General features: G+C 48.2%; 29 protein-coding genes. 27 read left to right on the top strand and 2 right to left on the bottom strand.

From position 1 onward, the window contains the following. Window positions 1-27: 27 nt before the first annotated feature. From ACKTSG_RS00285 to ACKTSG_RS00190, 20 genes are all read left to right on the top strand, one after another. Entirely contained in the window at window positions 28-582 is a 555-nt protein-coding gene (locus tag ACKTSG_RS00285) for an NUDIX hydrolase (protein WP_407890810.1), read from the top strand. A gap of 737 nt (window positions 583-1,319) precedes the next feature. Further along, window positions 1,320-2,450 carry an ATP phosphoribosyltransferase regulatory subunit gene (locus ACKTSG_RS00280; RefSeq protein WP_407890808.1) on the top strand — a complete coding sequence of 377 codons (1,131 nt, stop codon included), beginning with the start codon at window positions 1,320-1,322 and terminating at the stop codon, window positions 2,448-2,450. Next, on the top strand, window positions 2,447-3,079 hold the full coding sequence (hisG, locus tag ACKTSG_RS00275) for an ATP phosphoribosyltransferase (RefSeq protein ID WP_407890806.1): 633 nt from the start codon (window positions 2,447-2,449) through the stop codon (window positions 3,077-3,079). The genes ACKTSG_RS00280 and hisG overlap by 4 nt, the downstream gene beginning before the upstream one ends. Continuing rightward, window positions 3,076-4,365 (top strand): histidinol dehydrogenase, encoded by a 1,290-nt coding sequence (gene hisD, locus ACKTSG_RS00270; protein WP_407890804.1) that lies wholly within the window; start codon window positions 3,076-3,078, stop codon window positions 4,363-4,365. Before hisG ends, hisD begins: the two co-directional genes overlap by 4 nt. Before the next feature lie 9 nt (window positions 4,366-4,374). After that, entirely contained in the window at window positions 4,375-4,959 is a 585-nt protein-coding gene (hisB, locus tag ACKTSG_RS00265) for an imidazoleglycerol-phosphate dehydratase HisB (RefSeq protein ID WP_407890802.1), read from the top strand. After that, the gene (gene hisH, locus ACKTSG_RS00260; protein WP_407890800.1) at window positions 4,959-5,585 is read left to right on the top strand and encodes an imidazole glycerol phosphate synthase subunit HisH; all 627 of its coding nucleotides are present in this window, start codon (window positions 4,959-4,961) and stop codon (window positions 5,583-5,585) included. Before hisB ends, hisH begins: the two co-directional genes overlap by 1 nt. Then, window positions 5,563-6,282, top strand: coding sequence for a 1-(5-phosphoribosyl)-5-[(5-phosphoribosylamino)methylideneamino]imidazole-4-carboxamide isomerase (gene hisA, locus ACKTSG_RS00255; RefSeq protein WP_407890798.1), 720 nt, complete (start codon window positions 5,563-5,565; stop codon window positions 6,280-6,282). Before hisH ends, hisA begins: the two co-directional genes overlap by 23 nt. Before the next feature lie 3 nt (window positions 6,283-6,285). After that, the gene (gene hisF / locus ACKTSG_RS00250) at window positions 6,286-7,038 is read left to right on the top strand and encodes an imidazole glycerol phosphate synthase subunit HisF (RefSeq protein WP_407890796.1); all 753 of its coding nucleotides are present in this window, start codon (window positions 6,286-6,288) and stop codon (window positions 7,036-7,038) included. Continuing rightward, window positions 7,035-7,367, top strand: a complete 333-nt coding sequence (gene hisI, locus ACKTSG_RS00245) for a phosphoribosyl-AMP cyclohydrolase (RefSeq protein WP_407890794.1) — start codon at window positions 7,035-7,037, stop codon at window positions 7,365-7,367. Before hisF ends, hisI begins: the two co-directional genes overlap by 4 nt. Further along, on the top strand, window positions 7,360-7,692 hold the full coding sequence (gene hisE / locus ACKTSG_RS00240; protein ID WP_407890792.1) for a phosphoribosyl-ATP diphosphatase: 333 nt from the start codon (window positions 7,360-7,362) through the stop codon (window positions 7,690-7,692). The genes hisI and hisE overlap by 8 nt, the downstream gene beginning before the upstream one ends. Window positions 7,693-7,702: 10 nt before the next feature. Next, on the top strand, window positions 7,703-8,779 hold the full coding sequence (gene hisC / locus ACKTSG_RS00235; RefSeq protein WP_407890790.1) for a histidinol-phosphate transaminase: 1,077 nt from the start codon (window positions 7,703-7,705) through the stop codon (window positions 8,777-8,779). A gap of 41 nt (window positions 8,780-8,820) precedes the next feature. Beyond that, entirely contained in the window at window positions 8,821-9,636 is an 816-nt protein-coding gene (locus tag ACKTSG_RS00230) for an HAD family hydrolase (protein WP_407890788.1), read from the top strand. A 119-nt stretch (window positions 9,637-9,755) separates the two neighbouring features. Next, a complete protein-coding gene (locus ACKTSG_RS00225) occupies window positions 9,756-10,094 on the top strand; it encodes a hypothetical protein (protein ID WP_407890786.1) in 339 nt (112 codons plus the stop codon). Window positions 10,095-10,230: 136 nt separating this feature from the next. Further along, the gene (locus ACKTSG_RS00220) at window positions 10,231-12,099 is read left to right on the top strand and encodes a diguanylate cyclase domain-containing protein (protein WP_407890784.1); all 1,869 of its coding nucleotides are present in this window, start codon (window positions 10,231-10,233) and stop codon (window positions 12,097-12,099) included. A gap of 82 nt (window positions 12,100-12,181) precedes the next feature. Beyond that, window positions 12,182-12,970, top strand: coding sequence for a GNAT family N-acetyltransferase (locus ACKTSG_RS00215; protein WP_407890782.1), 789 nt, complete (start codon window positions 12,182-12,184; stop codon window positions 12,968-12,970). Window positions 12,971-13,023: 53 nt separating this feature from the next. Then, the gene (locus tag ACKTSG_RS00210) at window positions 13,024-13,317 is read left to right on the top strand and encodes an ArsR/SmtB family transcription factor (RefSeq protein WP_407890780.1); all 294 of its coding nucleotides are present in this window, start codon (window positions 13,024-13,026) and stop codon (window positions 13,315-13,317) included. A 353-nt stretch (window positions 13,318-13,670) separates the two neighbouring features. Next, window positions 13,671-13,823 (top strand): hypothetical protein, encoded by a 153-nt coding sequence (locus ACKTSG_RS00205; RefSeq protein ID WP_407890778.1) that lies wholly within the window; start codon window positions 13,671-13,673, stop codon window positions 13,821-13,823. A 143-nt stretch (window positions 13,824-13,966) separates the two neighbouring features. Next, complete coding sequence (locus ACKTSG_RS00200; protein ID WP_407890776.1) at window positions 13,967-14,311, top strand: YjcN family protein; 345 nt, start codon at window positions 13,967-13,969, stop codon at window positions 14,309-14,311. A gap of 88 nt (window positions 14,312-14,399) precedes the next feature. After that, window positions 14,400-14,744, top strand: a complete 345-nt coding sequence (locus tag ACKTSG_RS00195; RefSeq protein WP_407890774.1) for a hypothetical protein — start codon at window positions 14,400-14,402, stop codon at window positions 14,742-14,744. A 120-nt stretch (window positions 14,745-14,864) separates the two neighbouring features. Beyond that, on the top strand, window positions 14,865-15,434 hold the full coding sequence (locus ACKTSG_RS00190) for a hypothetical protein (protein ID WP_407890772.1): 570 nt from the start codon (window positions 14,865-14,867) through the stop codon (window positions 15,432-15,434). Window positions 15,435-15,999: 565 nt separating this feature from the next. On the opposite strand, the gene ACKTSG_RS00185 is transcribed toward ACKTSG_RS00190, so the two are convergent. After that, complete coding sequence (locus ACKTSG_RS00185; protein WP_407890770.1) at window positions 16,000-16,128, bottom strand: putative holin-like toxin; 129 nt, start codon at window positions 16,126-16,128, stop codon at window positions 16,000-16,002. A gap of 393 nt (window positions 16,129-16,521) precedes the next feature. Here ACKTSG_RS00185 and ACKTSG_RS00180 point away from each other — a divergent pair, with 393 nt between their 5' ends. From ACKTSG_RS00180 to ACKTSG_RS00150, 7 genes are all read left to right on the top strand, one after another. Beyond that, window positions 16,522-17,037, top strand: coding sequence for a hypothetical protein (locus ACKTSG_RS00180; protein ID WP_407890768.1), 516 nt, complete (start codon window positions 16,522-16,524; stop codon window positions 17,035-17,037). Between the two features lie 57 nt (window positions 17,038-17,094). Beyond that, window positions 17,095-17,364 (top strand): hypothetical protein, encoded by a 270-nt coding sequence (locus tag ACKTSG_RS00175; protein ID WP_407890766.1) that lies wholly within the window; start codon window positions 17,095-17,097, stop codon window positions 17,362-17,364. 866 nt (window positions 17,365-18,230) lie between these two features. After that, a complete protein-coding gene (locus ACKTSG_RS00170) occupies window positions 18,231-18,821 on the top strand; it encodes a type IV toxin-antitoxin system AbiEi family antitoxin domain-containing protein (protein ID WP_407890764.1) in 591 nt (196 codons plus the stop codon). After that, a complete protein-coding gene (locus ACKTSG_RS00165) occupies window positions 18,818-18,940 on the top strand; it encodes a hypothetical protein (RefSeq protein WP_407890762.1) in 123 nt (40 codons plus the stop codon). The genes ACKTSG_RS00170 and ACKTSG_RS00165 overlap by 4 nt, the downstream gene beginning before the upstream one ends. Next, on the top strand, window positions 18,941-19,672 hold the full coding sequence (locus ACKTSG_RS00160) for a nucleotidyl transferase AbiEii/AbiGii toxin family protein (protein ID WP_407891147.1): 732 nt from the start codon (window positions 18,941-18,943) through the stop codon (window positions 19,670-19,672). It abuts the gene before it with no gap. A 252-nt stretch (window positions 19,673-19,924) separates the two neighbouring features. After that, the gene (locus ACKTSG_RS00155) at window positions 19,925-20,167 is read left to right on the top strand and encodes a helix-turn-helix transcriptional regulator (protein ID WP_390404351.1); all 243 of its coding nucleotides are present in this window, start codon (window positions 19,925-19,927) and stop codon (window positions 20,165-20,167) included. Beyond that, window positions 20,154-20,570: a hypothetical protein gene (locus ACKTSG_RS00150; RefSeq protein ID WP_407890760.1), complete on the top strand. Its 417-nt coding sequence runs from the start codon at window positions 20,154-20,156 to the stop codon at window positions 20,568-20,570. Before ACKTSG_RS00155 ends, ACKTSG_RS00150 begins: the two co-directional genes overlap by 14 nt. Before the next feature lie 748 nt (window positions 20,571-21,318). Here the strand turns inward: ACKTSG_RS00150 and ACKTSG_RS00145 are convergent. Beyond that, on the bottom strand, window positions 21,319-22,404 hold the full coding sequence (locus ACKTSG_RS00145; RefSeq protein WP_407890758.1) for a M42 family metallopeptidase: 1,086 nt from the start codon (window positions 22,402-22,404) through the stop codon (window positions 21,319-21,321). Window positions 22,405-22,409: the final 5 nt, after the last annotated feature.

Below are 22,409 nucleotides of genomic sequence, written 5' to 3'. Positions count from 1 at the left end.
ATGTGGCGGCTTTTTTTGGAGGCAAGAATGTTTATTCAACCCAAAGGCACCAAAGGTGAGATTCTTTCATCGACCACTAGCTACACTGGCCATATTTTTAAAGTCACCAATAACCAAGTCAAAACCCCAGATGGCTTAACCATCCAGCGCGACTTGATCGAACACGCCCCAGCGGTGGCGCTATTGGCGATCACGGCAGATGACCAAGTGCTGATCAATCGCGAATACCGCATTGGCATCAACGCTGAAGCTTACGCGCTACCTGCCGGTTTGATCGACGCTGGCGAAACGCCACTGCAAGCAGCTAAGCGGGAGCTAGAAGAAGAAACTGGCTACTTGGCGCAAGCTTTGACGCCATTATGCGCTGTGCGCTCGAGTGAAGGCATGACGGATGAAGTGGTGCATTTGTTTTTGGCCAGCATTAACACGGCCAAGCGCGCGGCGAAGCATTTTGATCAAGATGAATTTGTCACCAGTCAATTGGTGCCATTGACTGAAGTACTTGACGCGGTCAAAGACGGCCGCATCGCCAGTGCCCAAAGTGTCAGTGCGATCAGTTATTACATGGCATTTGTGCGTTAACGCATATGTTGACGGCCAATCGAATTTGGACCTTCTATTGCAGCATCACTTGCTGCAGGCATAGCCTGACGAAACGTTTGTCCAGTACCTAGTAATACTAGGTACTGGGCTTTTTGTTTGTTGTGGCTATATTCGCAAGCACAGGGGCCATGGCTGGAAATGGCAAAGCGAATAGAAAAGGATTATACGATAAACGGTGGATTCTCATTATTTTGACCGCGTGTCCGCAACTAGTATGCAATACCTATTAGTGCCAACTTGATCGTTTTGCAACCCAAATAATTGGTCGGCGTGCGATGATCGCGTGCACGCAGAATTTTCCGCCGGCATCCCCGTCAAGCTTTTTTGCGACTTTTGAACTTGGGTACTTGACATCGCCTCAAAAGAGACTATTATGATAGACATATTAAATAAACATTAATCAAATGAAGTTGTGATTAGAAACCGCGTGTTGTTCAGGGTGTCAAGAGAATCCCAGTTGCTGAGAAGGGATCACTACCCAACACGTCCACATCTATGAACTTGCTCACTGAATCAAGTAGGGGAGCACGCAGGAATTGCGTTATCATAGCTACCCGCCAACAATCGCTTTTGCCGCTGTTGGTCAGGCAGTGTGAGGTCGCCATTGTGAGATGGTGACAAACAGAGGTGGAACCGCGGTAAAAATCGTCCTCGATGAGTCTAATGACTCGTCGTGGGCGATTTTTTTATCCTCATGACCAAAAGGAGCGAATCACATGTCCAAACGCAACTTACCCATCGGTACCCGAGATGAATTCGGGCCGCTGGCATTAAAAAAAGTGCAACTGACCAATACCTTGCAACAACGCTTCATCAACGCGGGCTTTGCGCCGATCAAAACGCCAGTGCTGGAATATCGCGCCGTGTTTGACGCCATGGCGCCGACGCTTGAAAATGCCTACCAGTTCTTAGAAGAATCCGGCGAGCCCTTAGTGTTACGCCCAGATCTCACGTTACCTGTTGCCCGGGTGATGAGTACCACTGGCATCACGCCACCAACGAAATGGTGTTATGTGGGTGATGTGTTCCGGATCAAAAAACGCCACTCAGGCGGCTACAACCAAATCACCCAAGCTGGGGTGGAGATCATCGGCTATCCTGGCCAAAAAGCTGAAGCCGAATGTTTGTTATTGGCCGCTGGCTTGTGTGACGATTTAGGCATTGATGAAGTGACTTTGGAGTTATCAGATGCCAGTTTTGTCGATGCGGTGTTGGCCCAACTGCCAGAAGTTAATCGCGCCAGTTTGAAACAAGCGCTATTTGCCAAGAACTTGACGGATTATGCCAAGCAACTCAAGCAGTTGCCGCAAACGCCTTTGGCTGACTTTTTAGCCCAGTGGCCTTGGTTGTTTGGCGATGCAGACGCAGTATTAGCTAAGATCCCTGAGGTGCCGGCACTCCAACAAGCCGTCGCCACACTGAAGCAAACTGTGGCGTTTTTGAAAACTAACGCCTCACAATTGCAGCTGACCGTCGACTTGTCCAGCCCCACGCCGCAACCTTATTACACCGGTTTAGTCTTTCGCGCTTATGCCAAGCGCTCTGCGGATTACTTGTTTTCCGGCGGACGCTACGATCGGCTGTTATCCAGCTTTCAACAAACCTTGCAGCCGGCAGTGGGCTTTTCCTTTGATGTTGACGCGTTGAGCTTGGCGCTACCAGATACGCCACAACCTCAACCGGTGTTGATCTACTTTGACGCTAGCCAATGGGCAGAAGCCCAACAGCTGGTGCAACAAACCCCAAACGCCACGCTTTGCTTGTATGACAATTTGCGCCAAGCCCGATCACAAGCCCAAAGCCTCGGCGCTAAGTTGATCGATCTTACTCAGGAGGCGCCACAATGACGATTAATATCGCGTTAACCAAAGGCCGCACCGAAAAAATGGTGCTACCGCTACTCAAACAAGCCGGCATGAATATCGACCCGATCTTACATAAAGGGCGCCGGTTGATTTTTAACGATGATCCAAACTACCATGTGATCTTAGCCAAAGGCCCAGATGTGTTGACTTACCTCAATGGTGGGGCGATGGATGTGGGGATCGTGGGGTCTGATATTTTAGTCGAGCAACGCAACCCGCAATATGACATGCTGGATCTCAAAACGGGCCAATGCCATTTCGTCTTAGCATCGACCAAAGACTTCGATCCCGGCTTGGCCCGGCGCAAGATCATTGCCACCAAGTACCCACAGATCACCCAAGACTATTTCAACACCATTGGCGAAGATGTGGAGATCATTAAAATCGAAGGTTCTGTCGAGCTTGCGCCATTAGTCGGGCTCGCAGATGCAATCGTCGATATCGTCGAAACTGGCGACACTTTGCGAGAAAATCACTTGCAAGTCTATGCGGAATTGATGCCAGTTTCGACACATTTAGTCGTCAACAAACTCGCCTTGAAACAAAAACAAGGTGAGATCAAACAATTGCTATTACACTTACAACAAGCCATTCAGGAGGCTGCCTTATGAAAATTTTAACTGGAACTTTTGCTGAATTAACTGCCCAAGTCACCCAACGCGAACAACAAGCGGCCAGTCGTCCAGAAGTTGAAACCGCCGTTAAAGACATCATTCAAAATGTTCGCACCAAAGGCGATGCGGCGTTAAAAGCCTACTCTGAAAAATTCGACAAAACTCAAGTCGATGACTTCAAAGTCTCTGATGAAACCATTGAAGCTGGCTACAATGCTTGTTCTGAAGAATTACTAGACGCCTTGCGCTTAGCCAAGAAAAATATCACCAGCTACCATGAACAAGAAGTCACTCGCGGCTTCATTGACGCCAAACAACCTGGCGTCATTCGCGGCCAAAAGCTCACCCCGTTAGCGGCCGTTGGCTTATATGTGCCAGGTGGTACAGCTGCTTACCCATCCACGATCATGATGGCGGCGATCCCCGCTAAAATCGCCGGCGTCAAAAACATTGTCATGGTGACACCACCACAACCTGATGGCATCAACCCCGCCGTGCTAGCCGCCGCCAAATTAGCTGGCGTTGACGCGGTGTATCAAGTCGGCGGCGCCCAAGCAATCGCCGCGTTGGCGTTTGGCACGGAAAGCATTCCCCGCGTGGATAAGATCATGGGCCCTGGGAACATTTTTGTCGCCACAGCCAAGAAACAAGTCTTTGGCCAAGTTGCCATTGATATGATCGCTGGGCCTTCAGAAATCGGCGTGATCGCTGACGAAAAGGCTAACGCGCGCCAACTTGCCGCAGATCTTTTGTCGCAAGCTGAACATGACAAACTGGCCCGGCCAATGTTGGTCACCCCAAGTTTGACAGTCGCCAAAGCCGTTAGCGCCGAGATCGACCGCCAGCTGCAAACGTTGCCGCGCCAAGAGATCGCGCGCGCTGCCGTTGACAACGAAGGCTTCATCGCCATTACCGAAAACCTTGACCAAGCCTTTGATTTGATGAACTTGATCGCCCCAGAACACTTGGAAGTCCAAGTCGACGAACCGATCACTTATCTCAACCGGATCCAAAATGCCGGCTCTGTGTTCTTAGGCCGCACCGCTTCAGAACCGCTGGGTGATTATGTTGCCGGCCCGAACCACATTTTGCCAACCGCTGGGACCGCGCGGTTCTTCTCACCACTAGGGGTTGAAGATTTCGTCAAGCGGATCCAATTTGTGCAATACACCAAGCCGGCTTTGGCCAAAGAAGCCAGCGCCATCACCACTTTGGCACGAACTGAAGGCCTAGAAGCGCACGCTCGCGCCATTGAAAGCCGCTTTGAAGACGACGCCAAATAGGAGAAAATTATGCGAACTGCTGAAATTACCCGTAACACCAAAGAAACTAAGATCTATGTGGCTTTGAATTTAGACGATTATTCAACCATCGATATCGATACTGGCATTGGCTTTTTTGATCACATGCTCAACGCCTTTGCCAAACATGGCCGCTTTGGGCTGGTGGTCAAAGCCGATGGCGACCTCAATGTGGATCCGCATCACACCACGGAAGATGTCGGCATCGTTATTGGCGAATGCTTCAAGCAAGCCCTAGGCGATAAAGCCGGCATCGAGCGCTTCGGGACGGCTTTTGTGCCGCTTGATGAAACCCTCAGCCGCGTGGTGGTCGACTTATCCGGCCGCGCTTACTTGGTGTTTGAAGCCGAATTTGATAACCCTAAGCTGGGTGGCTATGACACTGAAGTCACCCAAGACTTTTTCCAAGCGATCGCGTTTGCTGGAGAATTCAACTTACATGCCAGCGTTTTATATGGAAGAAACACGCACCACAAAATTGAGACGTTGTTTAAAGCTTTAGGCCGCGCCTTACGTGCTGCGGTGAACTTGAACCCAGACGTGATCGGCATTCCCTCTACGAAAGGCGTGATCTAATGCTTGCAGTCATCGATTATGACACCGGCAACGTCCGCAATGTCAAAAAAGCGCTGGATCACTTAGGCATTGCCAATTGTCTAACTGCCGATCCAGCCGTGATCAAACAAGCAGATGGCTTGATCTTGCCAGGCGTTGGCGCTTTTGCCAAAGCGATGCAAGCGTTAGCCAAGCGCAACTTGGTTTCCGTGTTGCAAACCCAAGCCCGGGTTGGCCAGCCGATGTTAGGCATTTGTTTGGGGATGCAGCTGCTGTTTGATCGCTCAGAAGAATTCGGTACCACCAAAGGCTTAGGCTTGCTGCCAGGGGCTGTGGTGGCGATCCCAGAAAAACCTGGCTTAAAAGTCCCGCACATGGGCTGGGATACCAATATCGGGCGGGCCAATAACCGCTTTGGCCAAGTGTTTGATGGCCAAGCGACGTATTTTGTGCACTCGTATTACGTGCAAACTGCTGCCAAAAACATTGCCGCCACTTGTGATTATGGCGTCAGCATCCCCAGCATCGTGCAACAAAATAACGTGGTGGGCATGCAGTTTCACCCAGAAAAAAGTGGTGCCGTGGGCTTAAACGGCTTAAAAGCGTTCAAGGAGATGGTTGAAGATGCAGATTTTTCCCGCAATTGATTTGATTCAAGGCCGATCAGTGCGCTTATACCAAGGCGATTACGCCAAAAAAACCACCATTGCCGCAGATCCTGTGGCCCAAGCTAAAAGTTTTCAAGCCGCTGGGTTGACGCATTTGCACTTGGTGGACTTAGACGGCGCCAAAGCCGGTGCCCCTAAAAATGTGGCGATGATCCAGCGTATCCGCGAAGCCACTGATCTCTTTATCGAAGTCGGCGGCGGCATTCGCAGCCTTGAAAGCATTCAAGACTATTTGGCCAAAGGCGTCGATCGGGTGATCTTAGGGTCAGTGGCGCTCAAAGACCCGCAATTGACCAAAGCGGCCTTAGACCAATTTGGCGCAGATAAAATCGTCATTGGCATCGATGCGTTACACGATCGCGTCGCCACAGAAGGTTGGCTCAAAGACTCAGATGTGTCGTGCAGTGAATTAGTGGCTGCGATGCAACAAGTCGGCGCCCAAACCTTTATCGTCACTGACATTGAAAAAGACGGCACTTTAAGCGGCCCCAATGTCGACATGCTATCAGCTTTGCATCAACAGTTTCCAACGCTCACGTTCGTCGCGTCTGGCGGCATGCATGAACCAGCCGACTTAACCGCGTTAAAAGCGGCTGGCATCAACGTCGCCATCGTTGGCAAAGCCTTAGCCGCAGGTAGTATCACGTTAGCCGACTTAAAAGCACTGGAGGGGTAAGATATGATCACCAAACGCATTATTCCATGTTTAGACGTGGATCAAGGCCGCGTGAAAAAAGGGGTCAACTTTGTCGATTTAACTGACGTCGGTGACCCCACCGAAATTGCCGCCGCTTATGAGCAACAAGGTGCCGACGAGTTGGTATTTTTAGATATCACCGCCACTGTTGACCACCGCAAAACCATGGTCGACACCATCGAGTCCGTTGCCAGCCAAGTCTTCATGCCTTTAACGGTTGGCGGGGGGATCCATTCAGTCGACGACATGCAAGCACTGCTGAAAGCCGGCGCAGATAAAGTGTCCTTAAACTCCGCGGCAGTGCGCCAGCCAGACTTGATCACCCAAGGCGCAGAAAAATTTGGTCGCCAATGTATCGTCGTGGCCATCGATGTGCGCAAAAATGCCACTGGCTTTCAAGTGGTGATCGACGGTGGCCGCACCCCAGTTGATCTAGATGCCATTGAATGGGCCAAACAAGTGGTGGCCTTAGGTGCTGGCGAATTGTTGGTCACGTCAATGGATCAAGACGGCACCAAAGCCGGCTTTGATCTGGATTTATATCAAGCGCTGACGCAAGCGGTGAATGTGCCGATCATTGCCTCTGGTGGCGCTGGGTCGATCCAAGATTTCACCGATTTATTTACCCAAACCACCGTTGACGCTGGGTTGGCGGCTTCAGTGTTTCATTTTGGCGAATTGACGATCCCGCAAGTCAAAGCCCAACTCAAAGCAAATGGGGTGTTAGTGCGATGATCAAATTAGATTTTGATAAAGGCGACGGCTTGGTCACTGCGGTGGTGCAAGACGCCAACACGCACCAAGTATTGATGGTCGCTTATTTGAATCAAGAAGCTTGGGAGAAAACCAATGCCACCAAGCAAACTTGGTTTTGGTCGCGTTCGCGCAAAACCTTGTGGCACAAAGGCGAAACTTCTGGCAACACCCAAGTGGTTGAAAGCATTGCGGTGGATTGCGATGAAGATTGTGTGTTGATCAACGTGATCCCAGCTGGTCCGGCTTGTCACACCGGCCACACCAGTTGCTTTTATCGCGATGAGAAAGGAGCGCTTTTGCATGGCTAAACAATCCTTACACGAACTTGAAGCGGTGATTGCTGATCGCAAAGCCAATCCGCAACCAGGCTCGTACACTGATTATTTGTTTTCCAAAGGGCTGGATAAGATCTTGAAAAAAACCGGCGAAGAAGCCACAGAAGTGATCGTCGCGGCTAAAAACCCGTCGGATCCAGACTTGATCTTAGAAATCGCTGATCTCACTTACAACGTTTTGGTCTTGATGGCCCAGCGCGGCATTTCAGTCGATCAGATCCAAACTGAATTAGCCAGCCGTATCGGCCCAAGTGACGTCAAGAAACTAAAAGAACGCCCTGCAATCAAAAAACTCTAGGAGGTTTGCGATGCTGAAAAAAACCATTGCCCAACTTGACCCTTATATCCCAGAAACGCCTTTAGCCGACTTAGAAAAACAAACTGGTGTCGCTAAGATCACCCGCTTATCTGCCAACGAAAATCCTTTTGGCACCTCTGCCGCAGTTAAACAAGCGATCCAAGGGTTTGATTTTGCCACCACGCGCTTATACCCAGATGGGGATGCCAACGCCTTGCGTCTTGGAGTTGCCACGAAACTCAACGTTGATCCTGACCAATTGCTGTTTGGCTGCGGGTTAGACGAGGTGATCGAATTGACTGCACGGACTTTCTTAGAAGTCGGCGATGAGGTGGTCGAGCCTTGGCCGACCTTTGGGGAATACAAACTGCACTGCCAAATCGAAGGGGCTCACATCATCGATGTGCCAGTCCAAGACGATGGTCGCTTTGATCTAGGCGGGTTGGTGCAAGCCATCACGCCAAAAACCAAGCTGTTGTGGTTATGCAACCCTAACAACCCCACTGGCACTTACACGCCACTCGCCGACTTGCGCAAGTTGTTGCAGCAAATCCCTAAGCATGTGTTGGTGATGATCGATGAAGCCTATATGGAATTCGTCACCCAAGAAAACGGCTCTGCGGTGCAGTTGTTGGATGAATTCGACAACATTGTCGTGATGCGCACATTTTCTAAGATCTATGGGTTAGCGGCGATGCGCGTGGGTTATGCGATCATCCCCAAAGCCTTGATCTCGGCCATGCAAGCGGTGCGCTTGCCCTATAATTTAAACAGCGTGTCGCAAGTGGCTGCGTTAGCGGCATTGAACGACACCAAGTTTGTCTCAGACATCCAACAAAAAGTGGCTCAAGCGCGCGCCCAGTTTGAAGCTTTCTTTGATGAAGTGGGAATCAGGTATTGCCAAAGCCAAGCCAACTTTATTTTCTTTCACGCGCCACAAGCCAATGACTTGCACCAGTATTTGTTGCAACACGGCTACTTGTTGCGCAACGGCTTAAAACCAGATTGGCTGCGGCTGACGTTTGGCCAACCAGCTGACAATGCGGCGATCCAAGCCTTGATCAGGCGCTTTTACCAGTCGAAATAATGTGATATGATGGCGATTGACTGATGTAAAAGGAGCACAACATGCTAGACGTACAATTGATCGCCACTGATATGGACCACACCTTGCTGACTGAAGCCGGGGAGTTGCCACCACATTTTGACCAAACGCTCGACGCCTTAGATCAAGCCGGGATCCAATTTGCCATCGCCTCTGGCCGGCCGCTATATACCTTAAAGGCGATTTTTCCCAAACACGCGGATTCATTGGTATTGATCTCTGATAACGGTGGCGTGATCGCGGATCGCGGGCGCATCGTCGCCAAGAACTTGTTACCGCAAGCGGCGATCATGCAAATGGTGCAAACCGCGTTATCCCAAACAGATGTTCGTCCCTTGATCTGTGGCATCGATGGGGCCATCGCGCCAAGCATCGATCGCCAATATGACAGCGTTTATCGCGAGTTCTACCATAATTTGGATTATTTAGATGATCTCAGTGACTGGCAAGGTGAAGCGGATAAAGTGACGTTGTATCTGCCCAACGGGGATGCCGAACAAGTGTTTGCAAACGTGATCCAACCGCAATTCGGGGAGCGTTTCTCTGCGGCAGTGTCTGGTCCGGTATGGATCGATATCATGCCCCAACACGTGAACAAAGGCACTGCCATGGCACAGATCGGGGAATTGCGCCACATTGCTCCTGAACATATGATGGCGTTTGGCGACACGTTCAATGATGCGCAAATGCTCAGCTTTGTGAAGTACGGGTACTTAGTGGCCAATGCCAATCCCGGCATGGCGCCATATGCGCATTTGCACACTGGCTCGAATGATGACTATGGCGTGGTACAAGTTTTAAAACAAGTCTTGGCTGGCCAATTTCAAACTCGCGAATAAATCGCGAGTTTTTTTGACTTGAATTTGAGATTTTTCCAGAAATTGAACGGTCAAAAGATGAAATCGCGTTTTTTTGCGTAATCTATTCATGAGCCAATCAATTCACTGGAGGGATCAACATGCAGATCTTGTTTGTCAATTCACATCATATCAATGCCACTTTCGTCACCGTCAAAACCTGGCTCAGCGATCCGGCGCGCTTCAAACAATTATCGCCGATCACCAGCCAGTTGAACTGGCAAGTGTTCACCGGCTCCAAACTGGTGGGCTATCGCAGTGAAGACCACCAGTACCAATTGATTTTTGCGTTACGTGAAACCCCATTAGGCACCCAAGTCGACCAAACCTTGTTGGTCACCAAAGCCCCAGCGTTACCACGGTCCGTGTTGAACCCGCTGATCGACGCCGCGTTTGCCTCAAACTTACACCAACTCGACCAATTATTAGCCGAGCAATGACCTTTGAAACGGTACCGGCTCAGTACCGTTTTTTGATGCAATAAATTGAAAATATTAATGAAAATGGTGATTGTGCCGCGTCGCATTTAAGGGTATGCTTGAGAAATGTTTGTGTAGGCAGGGGGAAAACGCAATAATGGAAATGAGTGTGCTTGGCGTCCACGTCAACATGGTGATGATGCTACAACAACTCGCATGGCCGGTATGGTTTGCCCAAGTATTGATCGCAATTTTTTTCGCGTCAGGATTTGTCCGCCATTACCAAGAACTGTATCAATATGCCTTTGATCTGAATCATAAAAAAGCCCGCCGTTTTGCGGCTCGCGTGTTATTAATGGTCATGGCAGTCGGCGTTGGGGCAATGTTACACATTATGGGGGATGTCGTCGGCTCCAATTCGGTGATGTTTCATGATCTCGGCTTGTTTTTAATGGTCTTTCCATTACTTGATACCGGTATCACCTGGTGGGAACTCGCCGTTCGCATCGGCGGGGTGTTGTCGATTTGGCTGATGCATCACGCCACTGGCTTTTTGCGGCCAGAATTTGTGGTGTCTCTGGTGTTGCTGACGATCGGCGTGGTGATCATGCGAGTCTTTCGGCATCAAGCTCGGCATACCGTTTGGGGCAGCTTGGCAATTTTTGCTTATATGGGCACCGTGTTTTGGACCTTGTTGCCAACATTCACCGCCCCTGATGAACGCTTGACCATCGTGATGCGCAGTATCGTGATGTTTATGGCCATTGCCGGTGCTGCCACGTTGTTTTGGATCCGCCAGCATCGCGCCGCCGTTAACAATGCGCGTTTGGCCAAGTTGGCCAATTACGACCAACTCACCAATGCCAAAACCTACTCCTTGTATCAAGCTGACGTCACCCAGCTGTTTGATGCCGCCAAACTTGAAGCCCAGCCACTGTCTTTGGTCGCACTGGATATCGATCACTTCAAGCAGATCAATGATCATTACGGCCATTTAGCCGGTAATGCCATTTTGATTGGGGTGGCCACCACCTTGTCTGACGTGTTGACCCAATATGGGCAAGCGCATCATATTTACCGCACTGGCGGAGAAGAATTCAATATCGTGTTTCCCGACATGCAACCGGCGCAAGTGCTACCGATCATCACCGCTTGTTGGACGGCGGTGCGCAAAGCGCATTATCACTATGAGGATTTTGACGTAGCGGTGACGTTATCCATGGGGTTGACCCAAGTGCGCGCCAGCGATCAAAACATTGACGACACCTACAAGCGCGCCGATGACAATTTGTATTTATCCAAACGTGCCGGACGCGACACGATCACTGTTGAAGGCGAAACGATCCGTACCAAAGGCGCCAATGATTTGATCGCCACATATTCTTACTTCACCCAAGGCATCATGACTGTTGCCAACGGCACGCCTGAACGCTACCGCAACGAACTGCTACTGCGCTTATTTGATCATGAACATGACCGCTGGATCTTGCCGGACATGTTTGATATTTCCGTTGAGACCCAAGTCAACTTGATGCAAAAAGCCTTAGCCGTGTGCGACACGCGCCGCATCGCCATCAACTTGACTACCGCGCAATTTGCTGATGAACACGTCGCTGAAGTGTTGACTGCCTTTAAAAACGAACCCTTTGGCCCAGAGGAGCTCACGGTAGAAGTGACTGATGTCCCAGACATCATGACGACGCGCCAGATCACGGCGATTTATCGCACTGGTGGGGTGCGGATCGATATCGATGATGTTGGCTCAGACAACTCTTTTGAAGTGGTGCGCGACTTGCTGCCATATGTTGATGGTGTGAAGTTCGCCATGCAAAACTTGCGCGAAGCCAATTCCGCTAAAAAAATGCGCGAACGGATCGATTTTTGGTATCAAGTCAGCCTGGAATGTCACTTGGACTTTATTTTAGAAGGCGTCGAAAACGCTGAAGAAGTGGCGTATGCCAAATCCCTTGGGATCAAGCTATTTCAAGGGTATTATTTCTCCAAACCAGCGTTGCCGACTTTATAGGCTAAAGCGTCCATCATCGGTGGGCGCTTTTTTGATGGCGTCGCGGTATACTATGATTAAAATTGTGAAGGGGTGACGTAACATGAACTTTCGGCGGTTTCAGCCTGCAGATGCCGCGTCAGTAGCGGCATTAGTGGCACGCGTTTCGACAACCACAACCTGCAACAATAACGCATATGAGCTGACCCCTGAATGGGTCATCGACCAAGCGCCCCACACGCACTGTTACGTCGGGGTCACCAATTCTGGCATCACCGCGTGTGGGGCAATCGGCGCTTATCCAGGCAAAAGCGATGAAGCGAGATTGTTTGGCCTCATTGTCACCCCGGAAATGCAAGGACAAGGCGTCAAAAGCCAGCTGATGACCACATTATTACACGACCCACTAGCCGAATACGCCTGTCGCATTGAGATCTCAGCGTCACTCAAGGCGGTTGACTTTTATCAAAAATTTGGCTTCATCAGAAAAGTTGGACTTGAACCAGACGCCAACCAACGCGTGTGTCTGGAGCGTTGGTGTCCATTTTGTCGCTTACCAGATCAGCGGATCGTGGATCAAAATGACTTAGCCTTGGCGTTTGAAGACCGTAGCCCTGTGTCGCCAGGGCACTTGTTGGTGATTCCTAAGCGTCACTGTCATGATTTCTTTGCGTTGACACCAGATGAATTGATTGCCATTCAAGATTTACTCCAACGCGGCAAAGTCCGCCTTGACCAAACCAGCCATCCAGATGGCTATAACGTTGGGTTTAATGTCAATACCGCTGGTGGACAAAGCGTGTGGCATGCGCATTGTCACTTGATCCCGCGCTGGTCAGGTGATGTGGCACATGCGCGCGGTGGGATCCGGCAGATTCTAGGCGGCGATTAAACGCAACGGTTTCAGCTAATAAAATGGCAAAAAGGACATGGTGTGATAATTCTATGAATATCAAACAATCGATCAGCAATGATGAATGGCGTGTCAAAATTTTCAAAGCGTTAGCCGACGAGAATCGGCTGACGATCGTGCGCCTTTTACATGAGCAACATAACCAGATGGCTTATGCCACGCTTGTAAGTCAACTTGATGTGGGCAAGTCAACAGCCTCTTATCACCTTAAGATCATGCAAGAAGCGGGATTAGTTACGATCGCGCGTCAAGGCCAAACCAAATCAGTCGAGTTGAATCAAATCGTTTTCGATGGGGTGCTGCCAGGGTTTTTGAAGACTTTGTAAGCATGGTTCGTTAATTCTATAATTATCGAAATATCGGATTTCAGTCTAAATTTGATCAAATAGGCAAGATCTTCACAGTTGCCAGAAGCTTTGGCATCAACTTCGGCCAACCGTTTTTTAACCGGTGTCAGGCGTCGAGTTGCGGCGTTAGTGTGTCTAGGCTGAATTATCGAATCCTCGCTTGATCTTGGTCGACGTCCAATTGCGAGAACTTATTTCAGTATTTCGCTGTTGTCTACTTGCATTAACTAAAATATTTGTACTTATTAATGAAAGAGCTTACAATGTCAATATATGAATTCCTGGCAACACCTCAGCTGGCTGACGTAACGTTTTTTGGAGGAGGATACATCATGGGCACCTTGCTTTTCTTCATCGCATATCCACTGATGGCGGCAATCGTATTTTTTCTGATCGCATTTGGCGTCAAGTATGGCATTCTTTGGGCAGTGCGCGCATTGTCCGAAGAACAACTGGCGAAGATCGGCCGCTCCTTTAGGCGATAACGAATAGCTGGCAATTTAGAAGCAAAGACATGCGCATTGGTAGCTGCATTTCAATTTGCTTCTTGTGGCAAACTAAGTGCATGATCAAAGCCTTGGACTTGATACAGGTGAGCGGTTTAACATTAAACTTCGAGGAACTCAAGATGCACAAACAATCGTGGACGCTGAACCGTGTCCTTTCCATCATCGTATACGGTGTGATCGCATGCTTCGTGCTTGGCCATGCAACACCGACTTTAGCGGTGAGAACTAAAATGTTATTTCACGGCTATTTTAGAAGTTGTATCACCGCGCAGATCACCAATTCCGGCCAGCACACTTTCACTGGTGCGCCAATTTATACCGTTTCGCCTTCGCCGGTGACATATTCAACTGCCGCCGCAGAACTGGCAAAACACTCGATCTTGTTGCCTGACCGTTACGACGTGACAACATTTGGGCTGTCATTTGCCCAAATGTCGACGCTGATGTCACAAGACGCGAATTGAGCGATGGGAGGCGGGCGTTAAACCTGAAAACTACACTCATCTGGAGATATGCACAGGTCGATTTGTGCAGGAAATTAGGAGGTAGATTTTGGCTCATCCCTTGAAGACGCATCACTTCGATTCGATTGTTGTTGGCTTGACGACGATCGATATTCCTGTCGTGTCCGGCGCTTTTGCGTTGATCACCGTGATTGCTTTACCGGTGATTCTCATCACTAAGCGCCGCCAAGCCAAACGGGAACTGAACGTCATGTGGCAGTTAGCCGACCGCTTAGGCTATACTGCCGAAGACTTAAAGAAGTTATCAGGTCAAAGCAACAACGGTTCCATCGATTGGGAACTGACTCGTCCAGGCAAAAGTCAAACGATCGTACCTTCACTTGAAGCGATTCAGATAGTCCTCACACGTCTGAAGGCAATCGATCAGTCATAAATAAAAGCGCATCATCAAACCGGCGACCATAGTTGAAGTGCAATCCTTTGTCTAACTTCTGTCTTGCACTTCAAGTGACACACAGACGATATTTCATTCACTTTTATAAGGAGAAAAGCGATGACAAAACAGCACCGCTGGCTAGCATTAGCGCTTTTGATAATCGTGGTATTGGTAGGGAGCGTCGGTTACTTTTTGATCAAAGGCACAGATCGAAATTGGAGTTCGTCGGATGTTTTGACCACATATGCGATTCCTGGTGACAAACGCGCACCGTGGATCCGTACTTATCGGCAAAGTGAAATTGATCAAAAAACGGCCAAACAGCGCCAGAAAATTGAAAGATCCGTTCTCAATTTAGACGGTGCCGGGCCGCTACTAGAATTCAACGGTAAGCCGATGACGCTTAACTTTCGCTTTGTCGCCAATAAGAAGCCCATCGCCTTGGAAGGCAAGCCTACGCTGCACTTGATTGCCACAGATTACGACAATCGAGCAAAAACGATCACCAGGCGCTATGGCTTATCAAGGATAAGCGACGATCAGTACCAAGTCCGGTTGACTGATCTATTTGCAACGAAGAATCTAACGACCAAGTATAACGTTGTCGCAAATTACCTCGTTGAGATCCACTTTATGGCTAACCGCGTGCGATACGTGACCTACACCGCATTTACGACCGGACACTAGATCGCTTGTAGCAAGAAAATCGTCACACTATGCCAGGCTGTTTTGATTGTTGCTCAGGTGCAATAGCGTTTGTTGTTGCCATGATCAATCGCCATTGTCGTTCATACTCAGGGGTGTTGTTGGCAAGTCAAGTGTTTCTCTATCAAAGCGTGACGCTGAAGCGATCTTGGATCTGCTTGGCGATTGGACGACTGTGTGATCTATTATTGGCAATCAATCTGATTATTCGTGGCTCAGCAAAGACTAATCAAGTATGAAGGCGACTTTGATCACGGTAGATTCCACAAATCACCGCGGAGGAAGTTGCTTGGTCGTCATTTTCCAGTATTGTGACGGCACCAATTGCAATCATCCACTTTCAACCAGATGTGATGGTGTTACGAATAACGGGGCTAACGCAACTCACGAACCTTGCAATTAATGTGTCTTCTGATCATCGATCTTGTGTGGTATAATTAAAGTACAAAAAGAACGGTGCGCTACGAACACACCGCTCCATGCAGACCGTTTAAGACGGCTGGCATTAATTGAAGACCTCAAAGATCGTCAACTCCTGCGCAGAAGTTTACCGACGATCTTTTTTGTTGTCTTCGGTCATCGCTTTAACGATTACAACCACTAGTCCGAGTATGGCAACAATTAAGCTACCAAAACCGATCATCATCATGATTGCATCAGCAACGGGAATCAACAAGGCACCTCCTTCCACTTAGAGTTTGATCATCACCCATAGGCGACCACCTCGCAATGTGATTGGATTTGCCAACCGTCATCAACTTTCTGCCTGTTGATTATATCATATATGATCGTACAAAAGCGGAGAAGCCTCGTCGCATTGGATGAAGCAGAAGCCTACTATTTAGTAGTACTTTGATAAATATGTAGCGTATATCTAAACGCTAATTAGTTTCAGTTGCGGTCCCTACAGAAATATGAGAATATAAAACCAATCAGGAGCATGTGAGATAGAAATTGCTATTAGCCCGTTCAAACACACTTTTATGCGATAACTATGTTTGAACGGGGGATACATAGATCTAGATAGGTCGTTTATGCGCAAACCAGTGATGGTGAAAGGGAATGTGCAATGAAAAAGTGGGGTTATCGTTATATTTTTGGTCTGCCAGTGCTTAGCGACGAAGCACTGACACACGCAGATTCTGTCCTAGGATGGCGGGCAATGCTCCTGCCGTTGTGTATGTTACTGGTGTTTTGTCTTTCACCGTTCGTAATCCCACCTTCACTGCTTCCTGCGAGCGGTGCCTTGCTGATATGGTTGGGACTCTACGCACTTCCGCTAGTTTGGTTCCTGCGAAAAAGCCGCGTGGGTGAAGTCATCGAAACGTTACCAGATGAAGCTTTTCCTGGCATCAAAAAACAGATCCACCGTTGGAGCTGGGGATTTGGGATTTTTGCTGCATTGATCATCAGTGTGGTCCTATCAGCGTTCCAATATCGCATTTTCGGTCGAGCAAAGTTCTGGACGCACGGGACAGGAGATACACTATTTAATATGGCTTGGCAGATTGCACTGATCGCCTGGATTCTCGAACACACGTGGCGAGTCGCGCTAGAGTCGCGCCTAGTTGTACGTTCCAGATAACGTGAAACAGCTGAGACCGTTTCCGAGTTCTCTCACACCAACATGCGAGGTATGAAAATGAAACCTAATCGAGAACATTTGAAATTAACCGGCGCCAACTTGGCAACCATTGGCGTGTGGGCACTGTTGCTCATCATTACCTTGGTTGTGCGCGCACATAAGCCTCAAGTACACACGCCAGTTACAACAACTCTCGGAAACTATGTGATGATGTTGTTACCACTGGCCATCATCTGGACCTTGCCACAAGACCATCGGCGCCGGCGCTGGTTAGTAGTTGCTTGGGCGTGGTTTGCACTCATGGCATACTTACAAATTTGGCATTGACTGAATATCGTTGCACAATAAGAACATCAAAGCACAGTCGAACCAGGCTGTGCTTTTTGCGTGCATCAGCGTAACCAGAACGTCTCGATGGACGTTTATTGCGTATTGCAAATCACGATCCAGCACAAAAGTCCTCGTGACGTTCATGAACGGCGTACAAGGCATACATTCATGGCCTTGGCGGATGCTCGGGTCGGTGAATAACATTGGATAAAAATCATTTTGATAATCACTGAAGGCAAATCATGGTGCAGAGTTTGTGAGCGTAACGCTGAATGACCAAATTGAAAATACATACCATGAAATAGCAATGAATGGTTGCATGTCGGCACGTGTTATCGGCTAACGTGTGATCATGATGCAGAATTCGAGAATGCAATGCTGATCGACACAACAATGCGGAAATCAGCATTCAAATCGTTATTTACGGTTACTGTGCACGTTTCAGATCGGCTTGAACTGAGCAAGAATCGCTCAAGAACTCAAACTTATACTGCCAAATTCTTTGGTGAGGTCACCATGCGTTTGTTGGCTCAAAAACAGAAGAGCAATCTGATATTTTTCCTGGAAATTCATTCTCCTATTCTAGTTGTGGCGTCCAACATCAAGTGCAACAAACACCCCGCCAGCCCTTATCTGATAAGGTTCTAGTGTGATGAATCTTTCGGTAGCAAGAGCTGGGCGCTACTGGATGTACTTTGACGTGTGAATATACAGCGTATATTTACACGCAGATTGATTTAAATTGTAGCCCATATAGAAATATGAGAATTTTAACCCAATCGAAAACATGTGCGATAGAAACTGTCATTAGCACATTCAAACGTACTCATGTGCTATAATTGTGTTTGAACGGGGGTGGCGTGATGCAAATTGATATATTGAGCGAAATCTTAAGAAGAAACAACGGCCAGATTACCCGACAACAAGCTTCAGCTGCAGGAATTAATCCGCACTTGTTGAGCGATCTCACCAGTGAAGGCAAATTGGAGCGGGTGGATCGCGGTGTGTACATTGATCCAGCAATTTTTGAAGACGATATGTATATCCTTCAATATCGATTCAGTAAAGGCGTCTACTTCAAAGACACTGCGTTGTTTTTGCATGGCATGATTGATCGAACACCGGGCACCTACCAGATGAATTTTCCATTGGGCTACCACCCGACGGCCATTGACCGATACCCAGTCCAAGTCTATCAGCAAAAAGCAGAGTGGCAGGGGTTGGGCGTTGAGACGATTAAAAGTCCAGGACAACATCTTGTGCGCACTTACAATATTGAACGAACGTTATGCGATATTTTAAGAACGCGTGACGCTTCTGATGTCGAAACCATTAAACAGGCAATGGTGGCGTATGCGCAAATGAAGGACAAAAACTTGCATCGTCTAAGCGAGTACAGTGAAATTTTCAAGGTAAAAGCAAAAATCAGAGCTTACATGGAGGTATTACTTTGAAACTCGGTTTCACTAATGGTCAGCAATTTAAGGCGAAGGTACGCAATCTTGCCAGAGAGAAGCATATTGATCCGCAACTGTTAATGCAAGAGGTCGTTCTTGACGAAATTGTTGACTGAATTTCACGTTCTGCATATCGAAATAATCTTATTTTAAAAGGCGGCTTCTTAATTGCATCTATGCTGGGCGTCGATACCAGATCAACCCGAGACCTTGATACATCTGTTAAAGGAATACCGGTCACCAAAACGGAAATTCTTAAAGTATTCACTGAAATTGTCAACATGAATGATTCAGACGGCAATGTGACACTCAGTATGGATAAGATTGACGATATTCGCGTCGCGGAAGATTACGCTGGCTTTCGTATTCACCTGACGGCTAAAATATATGCAAGTGAAATCAATACCAAGATTGATGTGTCAACTGGAGATACAATCACGCCACGCGAGATTTCGTGGCATCATCACACAATCTTTAACGACCAAGAAGTTATGGTTATGGCGTATAATCGAGAGACAATTTTAGCCGAAAAGCTTGAATCTATGGTAGCGCGAAAAGATTTGAATACGAGATTGAAGGACTATTATGACCTATTTCTATTTGACAAAATTCAAATCCAAAATATTGACTTTCAAACGCTTAAAGTTGCATTATTGGCGACAGCAAAACTTCGAGGAACAGAGTCATTATTGCCAAAATATGTGCAAACTATTCAAGCCCTGCGTTCAGACCCAACACTTGAAAAACTATGGTCTAAATATCAGATAGCCAACGAGTACGCACGAGGAATCGCTTACGAGCAAACATGTGATGCTGCAATAGATTTGGTTCAACGAAGCGGCATATAGCTAGTATTTATATGTCTTCTAAGGTGTAAATGACAGCCGCTATCTATCACACACTTCTGCGCGTGGCACTCGAAAATTATAGCAACAATCGTTGTACCTCAGGTAAGATGCAAGGTCACCACCACAGTCTCGATACGAGGGCTTCTAAAAAGCCAGAAATACAGAACTACCCGATCACAACTCTGCCGATGCTAACAATCAATCTGAAAAGGGTTGCAAGCGTCCTTAACGTCATATATAATTTACGTATAAATGGAATGTATATTTTCCATTGGAGGTATCTGCTTGCAAAATAAGGTGAGAACACTTCGGCTGGCTCGCGGCTTGACTCAAAAAGAGGTGGCTGAGGCCGTTGGCATTACCCGTCAAACACTGAGTTTGATTGAAAAGGGCGACTACAACCCTTCGTTGAAACTGTGCATTGGCATCTGTCAGCAACTTAATGAGACGCTTGATCCGGTATTTTGGGTGGGGGAAGACCATGAAGAAAATTAAAGATGAACGGCTGATCGTACGAAATCTTCGAAATATCCGTTTAGCATTTATCGCGGAAAATGTGTTTATCATTGGTGCCTTAATCCTGCAAATTGTCCGTGGCAACAATTTGATGGCAATAGTATCGTATCATAACCCGCTATTTTCAGCATTGATGGTTGGCGGTTATGTTTTGGTGGTGCTGTCAGTCAACGTTTCCGTGCCAATGTATGATACACCTAAGAAAAGCCTGCGCCAGCTTCTCGCGGTGGGCTTACTCGTATGGCTGGCGGCCAGTGCCGTATTCTTCTGGTTTGTTTTACCAACCAGCTACTGGTGGTTGAGTTTGGTTTGTGGTGCAATCATCAGTGTCGTCGTTATAAGTATCTTGCTGTATGCCAATCACGTTCAAAATAATGGTTGACTCCAGGCGCTGACTAACATATTTCCGGAGGGTCACAGGCACTAGTTCTGTGGCTCTTACTTTGTGTCGCACGATTTGTTCAATATGATCCATTCGATTGCAATCGTTCATATAAGGACTGCAGTCAAACGAGACAAACTTGGAACTTCTTATCGGTAAATACGTTTGTATCGCTGGATGGTATGATCATGGTGCAAAGTTCGCAAACGCGACACTGACCAGCACAGCAATGCGGAAATCAGCATCAAACCATTATCCATAACAAATTACGCTCATGGGTTGCCATGCGCATTCTAGCTCGGCTTGAGCTGAACGAGAATCGCTCAAGAACTCAAACTCATACCGTTAAATTCTTTGGTGAGGTCACCATGCGTTTGTTGGCTCAAAAACAGAAGGGCAATCTGATATTTTTCCTGGAAATTCATTCTCCTATTCTAGTTTACATAATATATATTATACGAAGTAACGCAACCGGAGTTGATCCAAGCCAAATTCGCTTGGATCATCCGATTAACTAAACTGTAAACTGCGCGCAAATCGCGCTTGATGCTGATGCCAGCTGACCTGCCGCCAACCAAGTTGCACAGCACTTCAGCTCGTGTGCTCACAACGCGCTGTGAGTCGCGCTGGCTTGTGTTGCTGAACAACTATGCGTCGACAAACTTTCTCGTGCACATTTGCAACCGCAGAATTTTCCCGAAAAAAATGACCTTAAGCGCTGAGCTGCGCCTAAGGTCATTTTGCGATGTTAATCGACTGAATTGAAACTAGCGATCGTTTCAGCATCCAATCGGCGTAATAATTCATTCACCAAGCTGGTTGCTGCTTGAAAATCGCTTAAGGCCGTATAGTTGTATGCGGTGTGCTCATAACGCACTGGGATGCCGACGACGATCGTTGGCACACCTTGCCAATAACCGATCGCAGCACCATCTTGGCCGCCACCAGTGCGCACGGCACGCGTGTATGGCAAGTGCAATTCATCAGCCAGATCCGCTGTGAACTGCTGAAATGCTGGATTGGCAATGTATGTGGTGTCCAGATCACGCAACATCGGACCAGCTTTTAAGCGCGTTTGGCTCAGCCAATCTGGTTCAAAGGTGTCATCACACGGTACGCCTTCATACACGATCGCCAAATCTGCTTGGATCTTGCGCGCTGTGACATAAGCGCCACGCAAGCCGACTTCTTCTTGCGTGGATAAACCAGCCACCACATCAACATTCAAATTTTCGCCATCAAGCGTGGTTAACGTGTCGACCATGGCAGCTACGCCAACGCGATCATCAAAGGCTTTTCCAAAAAACATTCCGTGCGCATCGTCATAAGTGCAAGCCACATCTGGTACGATCGGACAACCAGTATCGATGGCATAATCCTTGATGGTTTCTTCGCGGCTGGTGCTACCGACGTCAACGCTCATTTCAGCGATGCTGGGCACGGCATTGCGCTCTGCTGCCGTCATAAAATGCGGCGGCTTGGTGGCGACGACCCCGGGAATATATTCGCCGCGACGATTACGGACGAGCACCCGCATGGCTGGGACATTAGTTGGCACAAACCCACCTAACGTGACGAATTTCAACAAGCCGCTGGGGCGCACTGCTTGCACCAATAAGCCAACTTCATCAGCATGGGCGTCTAATTGCACCACCGGCTGCTCCCCTGTGTTCCCCTGCCGCTTGGTGATGGCGTTAAACATCCCATCGATTTTTGTGGTGCCAAAATCAGCCACTGCGTCGCGATAAGCTTTGACTACCGGTTGTTCAAAACCGCTAGGACCAAAAGCGTTGGAGAATTTGACAATGCTGTCGATTTGTTGGGCTTTTTCCATATTTG

The sequence above is a fragment of the Lacticaseibacillus salsurae genome (genome assembly GCF_045862175.1).
In the GTDB taxonomy this organism is placed as follows: domain Bacteria; phylum Bacillota; class Bacilli; order Lactobacillales; family Lactobacillaceae; genus Lacticaseibacillus; species Lacticaseibacillus salsurae.
Note: the sequence above shows the minus strand (reverse complement) of the source record. Positions and strands in the feature narration are given on the sequence as shown.

Coding starts and splice junctions, on each gene's coding strand:
- ACKTSG_RS00225 (WP_407890786.1), top strand. CDS start 9,756: ATGCAGATCTTGTTTGTCAATTCACATCATATCAATGCCACTTTCGTC.
- ACKTSG_RS00150 (WP_407890760.1), top strand. CDS start 20,154: ATGAAGAAAATTAAAGATGAACGGCTGATCGTACGAAATCTTCGAAAT.
- ACKTSG_RS00170 (WP_407890764.1), top strand. CDS start 18,231: ATGCAAATTGATATATTGAGCGAAATCTTAAGAAGAAACAACGGCCAG.
- hisD (WP_407890804.1), top strand. CDS start 3,076: ATGAAAATTTTAACTGGAACTTTTGCTGAATTAACTGCCCAAGTCACC.
- hisG (WP_407890806.1), top strand. CDS start 2,447: ATGACGATTAATATCGCGTTAACCAAAGGCCGCACCGAAAAAATGGTG.
- ACKTSG_RS00220 (WP_407890784.1), top strand. CDS start 10,231: ATGGAAATGAGTGTGCTTGGCGTCCACGTCAACATGGTGATGATGCTA.
- hisI (WP_407890794.1), top strand. CDS start 7,035: ATGATCAAATTAGATTTTGATAAAGGCGACGGCTTGGTCACTGCGGTG.
- ACKTSG_RS00280 (WP_407890808.1), top strand. CDS start 1,320: ATGTCCAAACGCAACTTACCCATCGGTACCCGAGATGAATTCGGGCCG.
- ACKTSG_RS00145 (WP_407890758.1), bottom strand. CDS start 22,404: ATGGAAAAAGCCCAACAAATCGACAGCATTGTCAAATTCTCCAACGCT.
- ACKTSG_RS00190 (WP_407890772.1), top strand. CDS start 14,865: ATGACAAAACAGCACCGCTGGCTAGCATTAGCGCTTTTGATAATCGTG.
- ACKTSG_RS00155 (WP_390404351.1), top strand. CDS start 19,925: ATGGAATGTATATTTTCCATTGGAGGTATCTGCTTGCAAAATAAGGTG.
- ACKTSG_RS00180 (WP_407890768.1), top strand. CDS start 16,522: ATGAAAAAGTGGGGTTATCGTTATATTTTTGGTCTGCCAGTGCTTAGC.
- hisB (WP_407890802.1), top strand. CDS start 4,375: ATGCGAACTGCTGAAATTACCCGTAACACCAAAGAAACTAAGATCTAT.
- ACKTSG_RS00230 (WP_407890788.1), top strand. CDS start 8,821: ATGCTAGACGTACAATTGATCGCCACTGATATGGACCACACCTTGCTG.
- ACKTSG_RS00285 (WP_407890810.1), top strand. CDS start 28: ATGTTTATTCAACCCAAAGGCACCAAAGGTGAGATTCTTTCATCGACC.
- hisE (WP_407890792.1), top strand. CDS start 7,360: ATGGCTAAACAATCCTTACACGAACTTGAAGCGGTGATTGCTGATCGC.
- hisA (WP_407890798.1), top strand. CDS start 5,563: ATGCAGATTTTTCCCGCAATTGATTTGATTCAAGGCCGATCAGTGCGC.
- ACKTSG_RS00200 (WP_407890776.1), top strand. CDS start 13,967: ATGCACAAACAATCGTGGACGCTGAACCGTGTCCTTTCCATCATCGTA.
- ACKTSG_RS00215 (WP_407890782.1), top strand. CDS start 12,182: ATGAACTTTCGGCGGTTTCAGCCTGCAGATGCCGCGTCAGTAGCGGCA.
- hisC (WP_407890790.1), top strand. CDS start 7,703: ATGCTGAAAAAAACCATTGCCCAACTTGACCCTTATATCCCAGAAACG.
- hisH (WP_407890800.1), top strand. CDS start 4,959: ATGCTTGCAGTCATCGATTATGACACCGGCAACGTCCGCAATGTCAAA.
- ACKTSG_RS00175 (WP_407890766.1), top strand. CDS start 17,095: ATGAAACCTAATCGAGAACATTTGAAATTAACCGGCGCCAACTTGGCA.
- hisF (WP_407890796.1), top strand. CDS start 6,286: ATGATCACCAAACGCATTATTCCATGTTTAGACGTGGATCAAGGCCGC.
- ACKTSG_RS00205 (WP_407890778.1), top strand. CDS start 13,671: ATGGGCACCTTGCTTTTCTTCATCGCATATCCACTGATGGCGGCAATC.
- ACKTSG_RS00210 (WP_407890780.1), top strand. CDS start 13,024: ATGAATATCAAACAATCGATCAGCAATGATGAATGGCGTGTCAAAATT.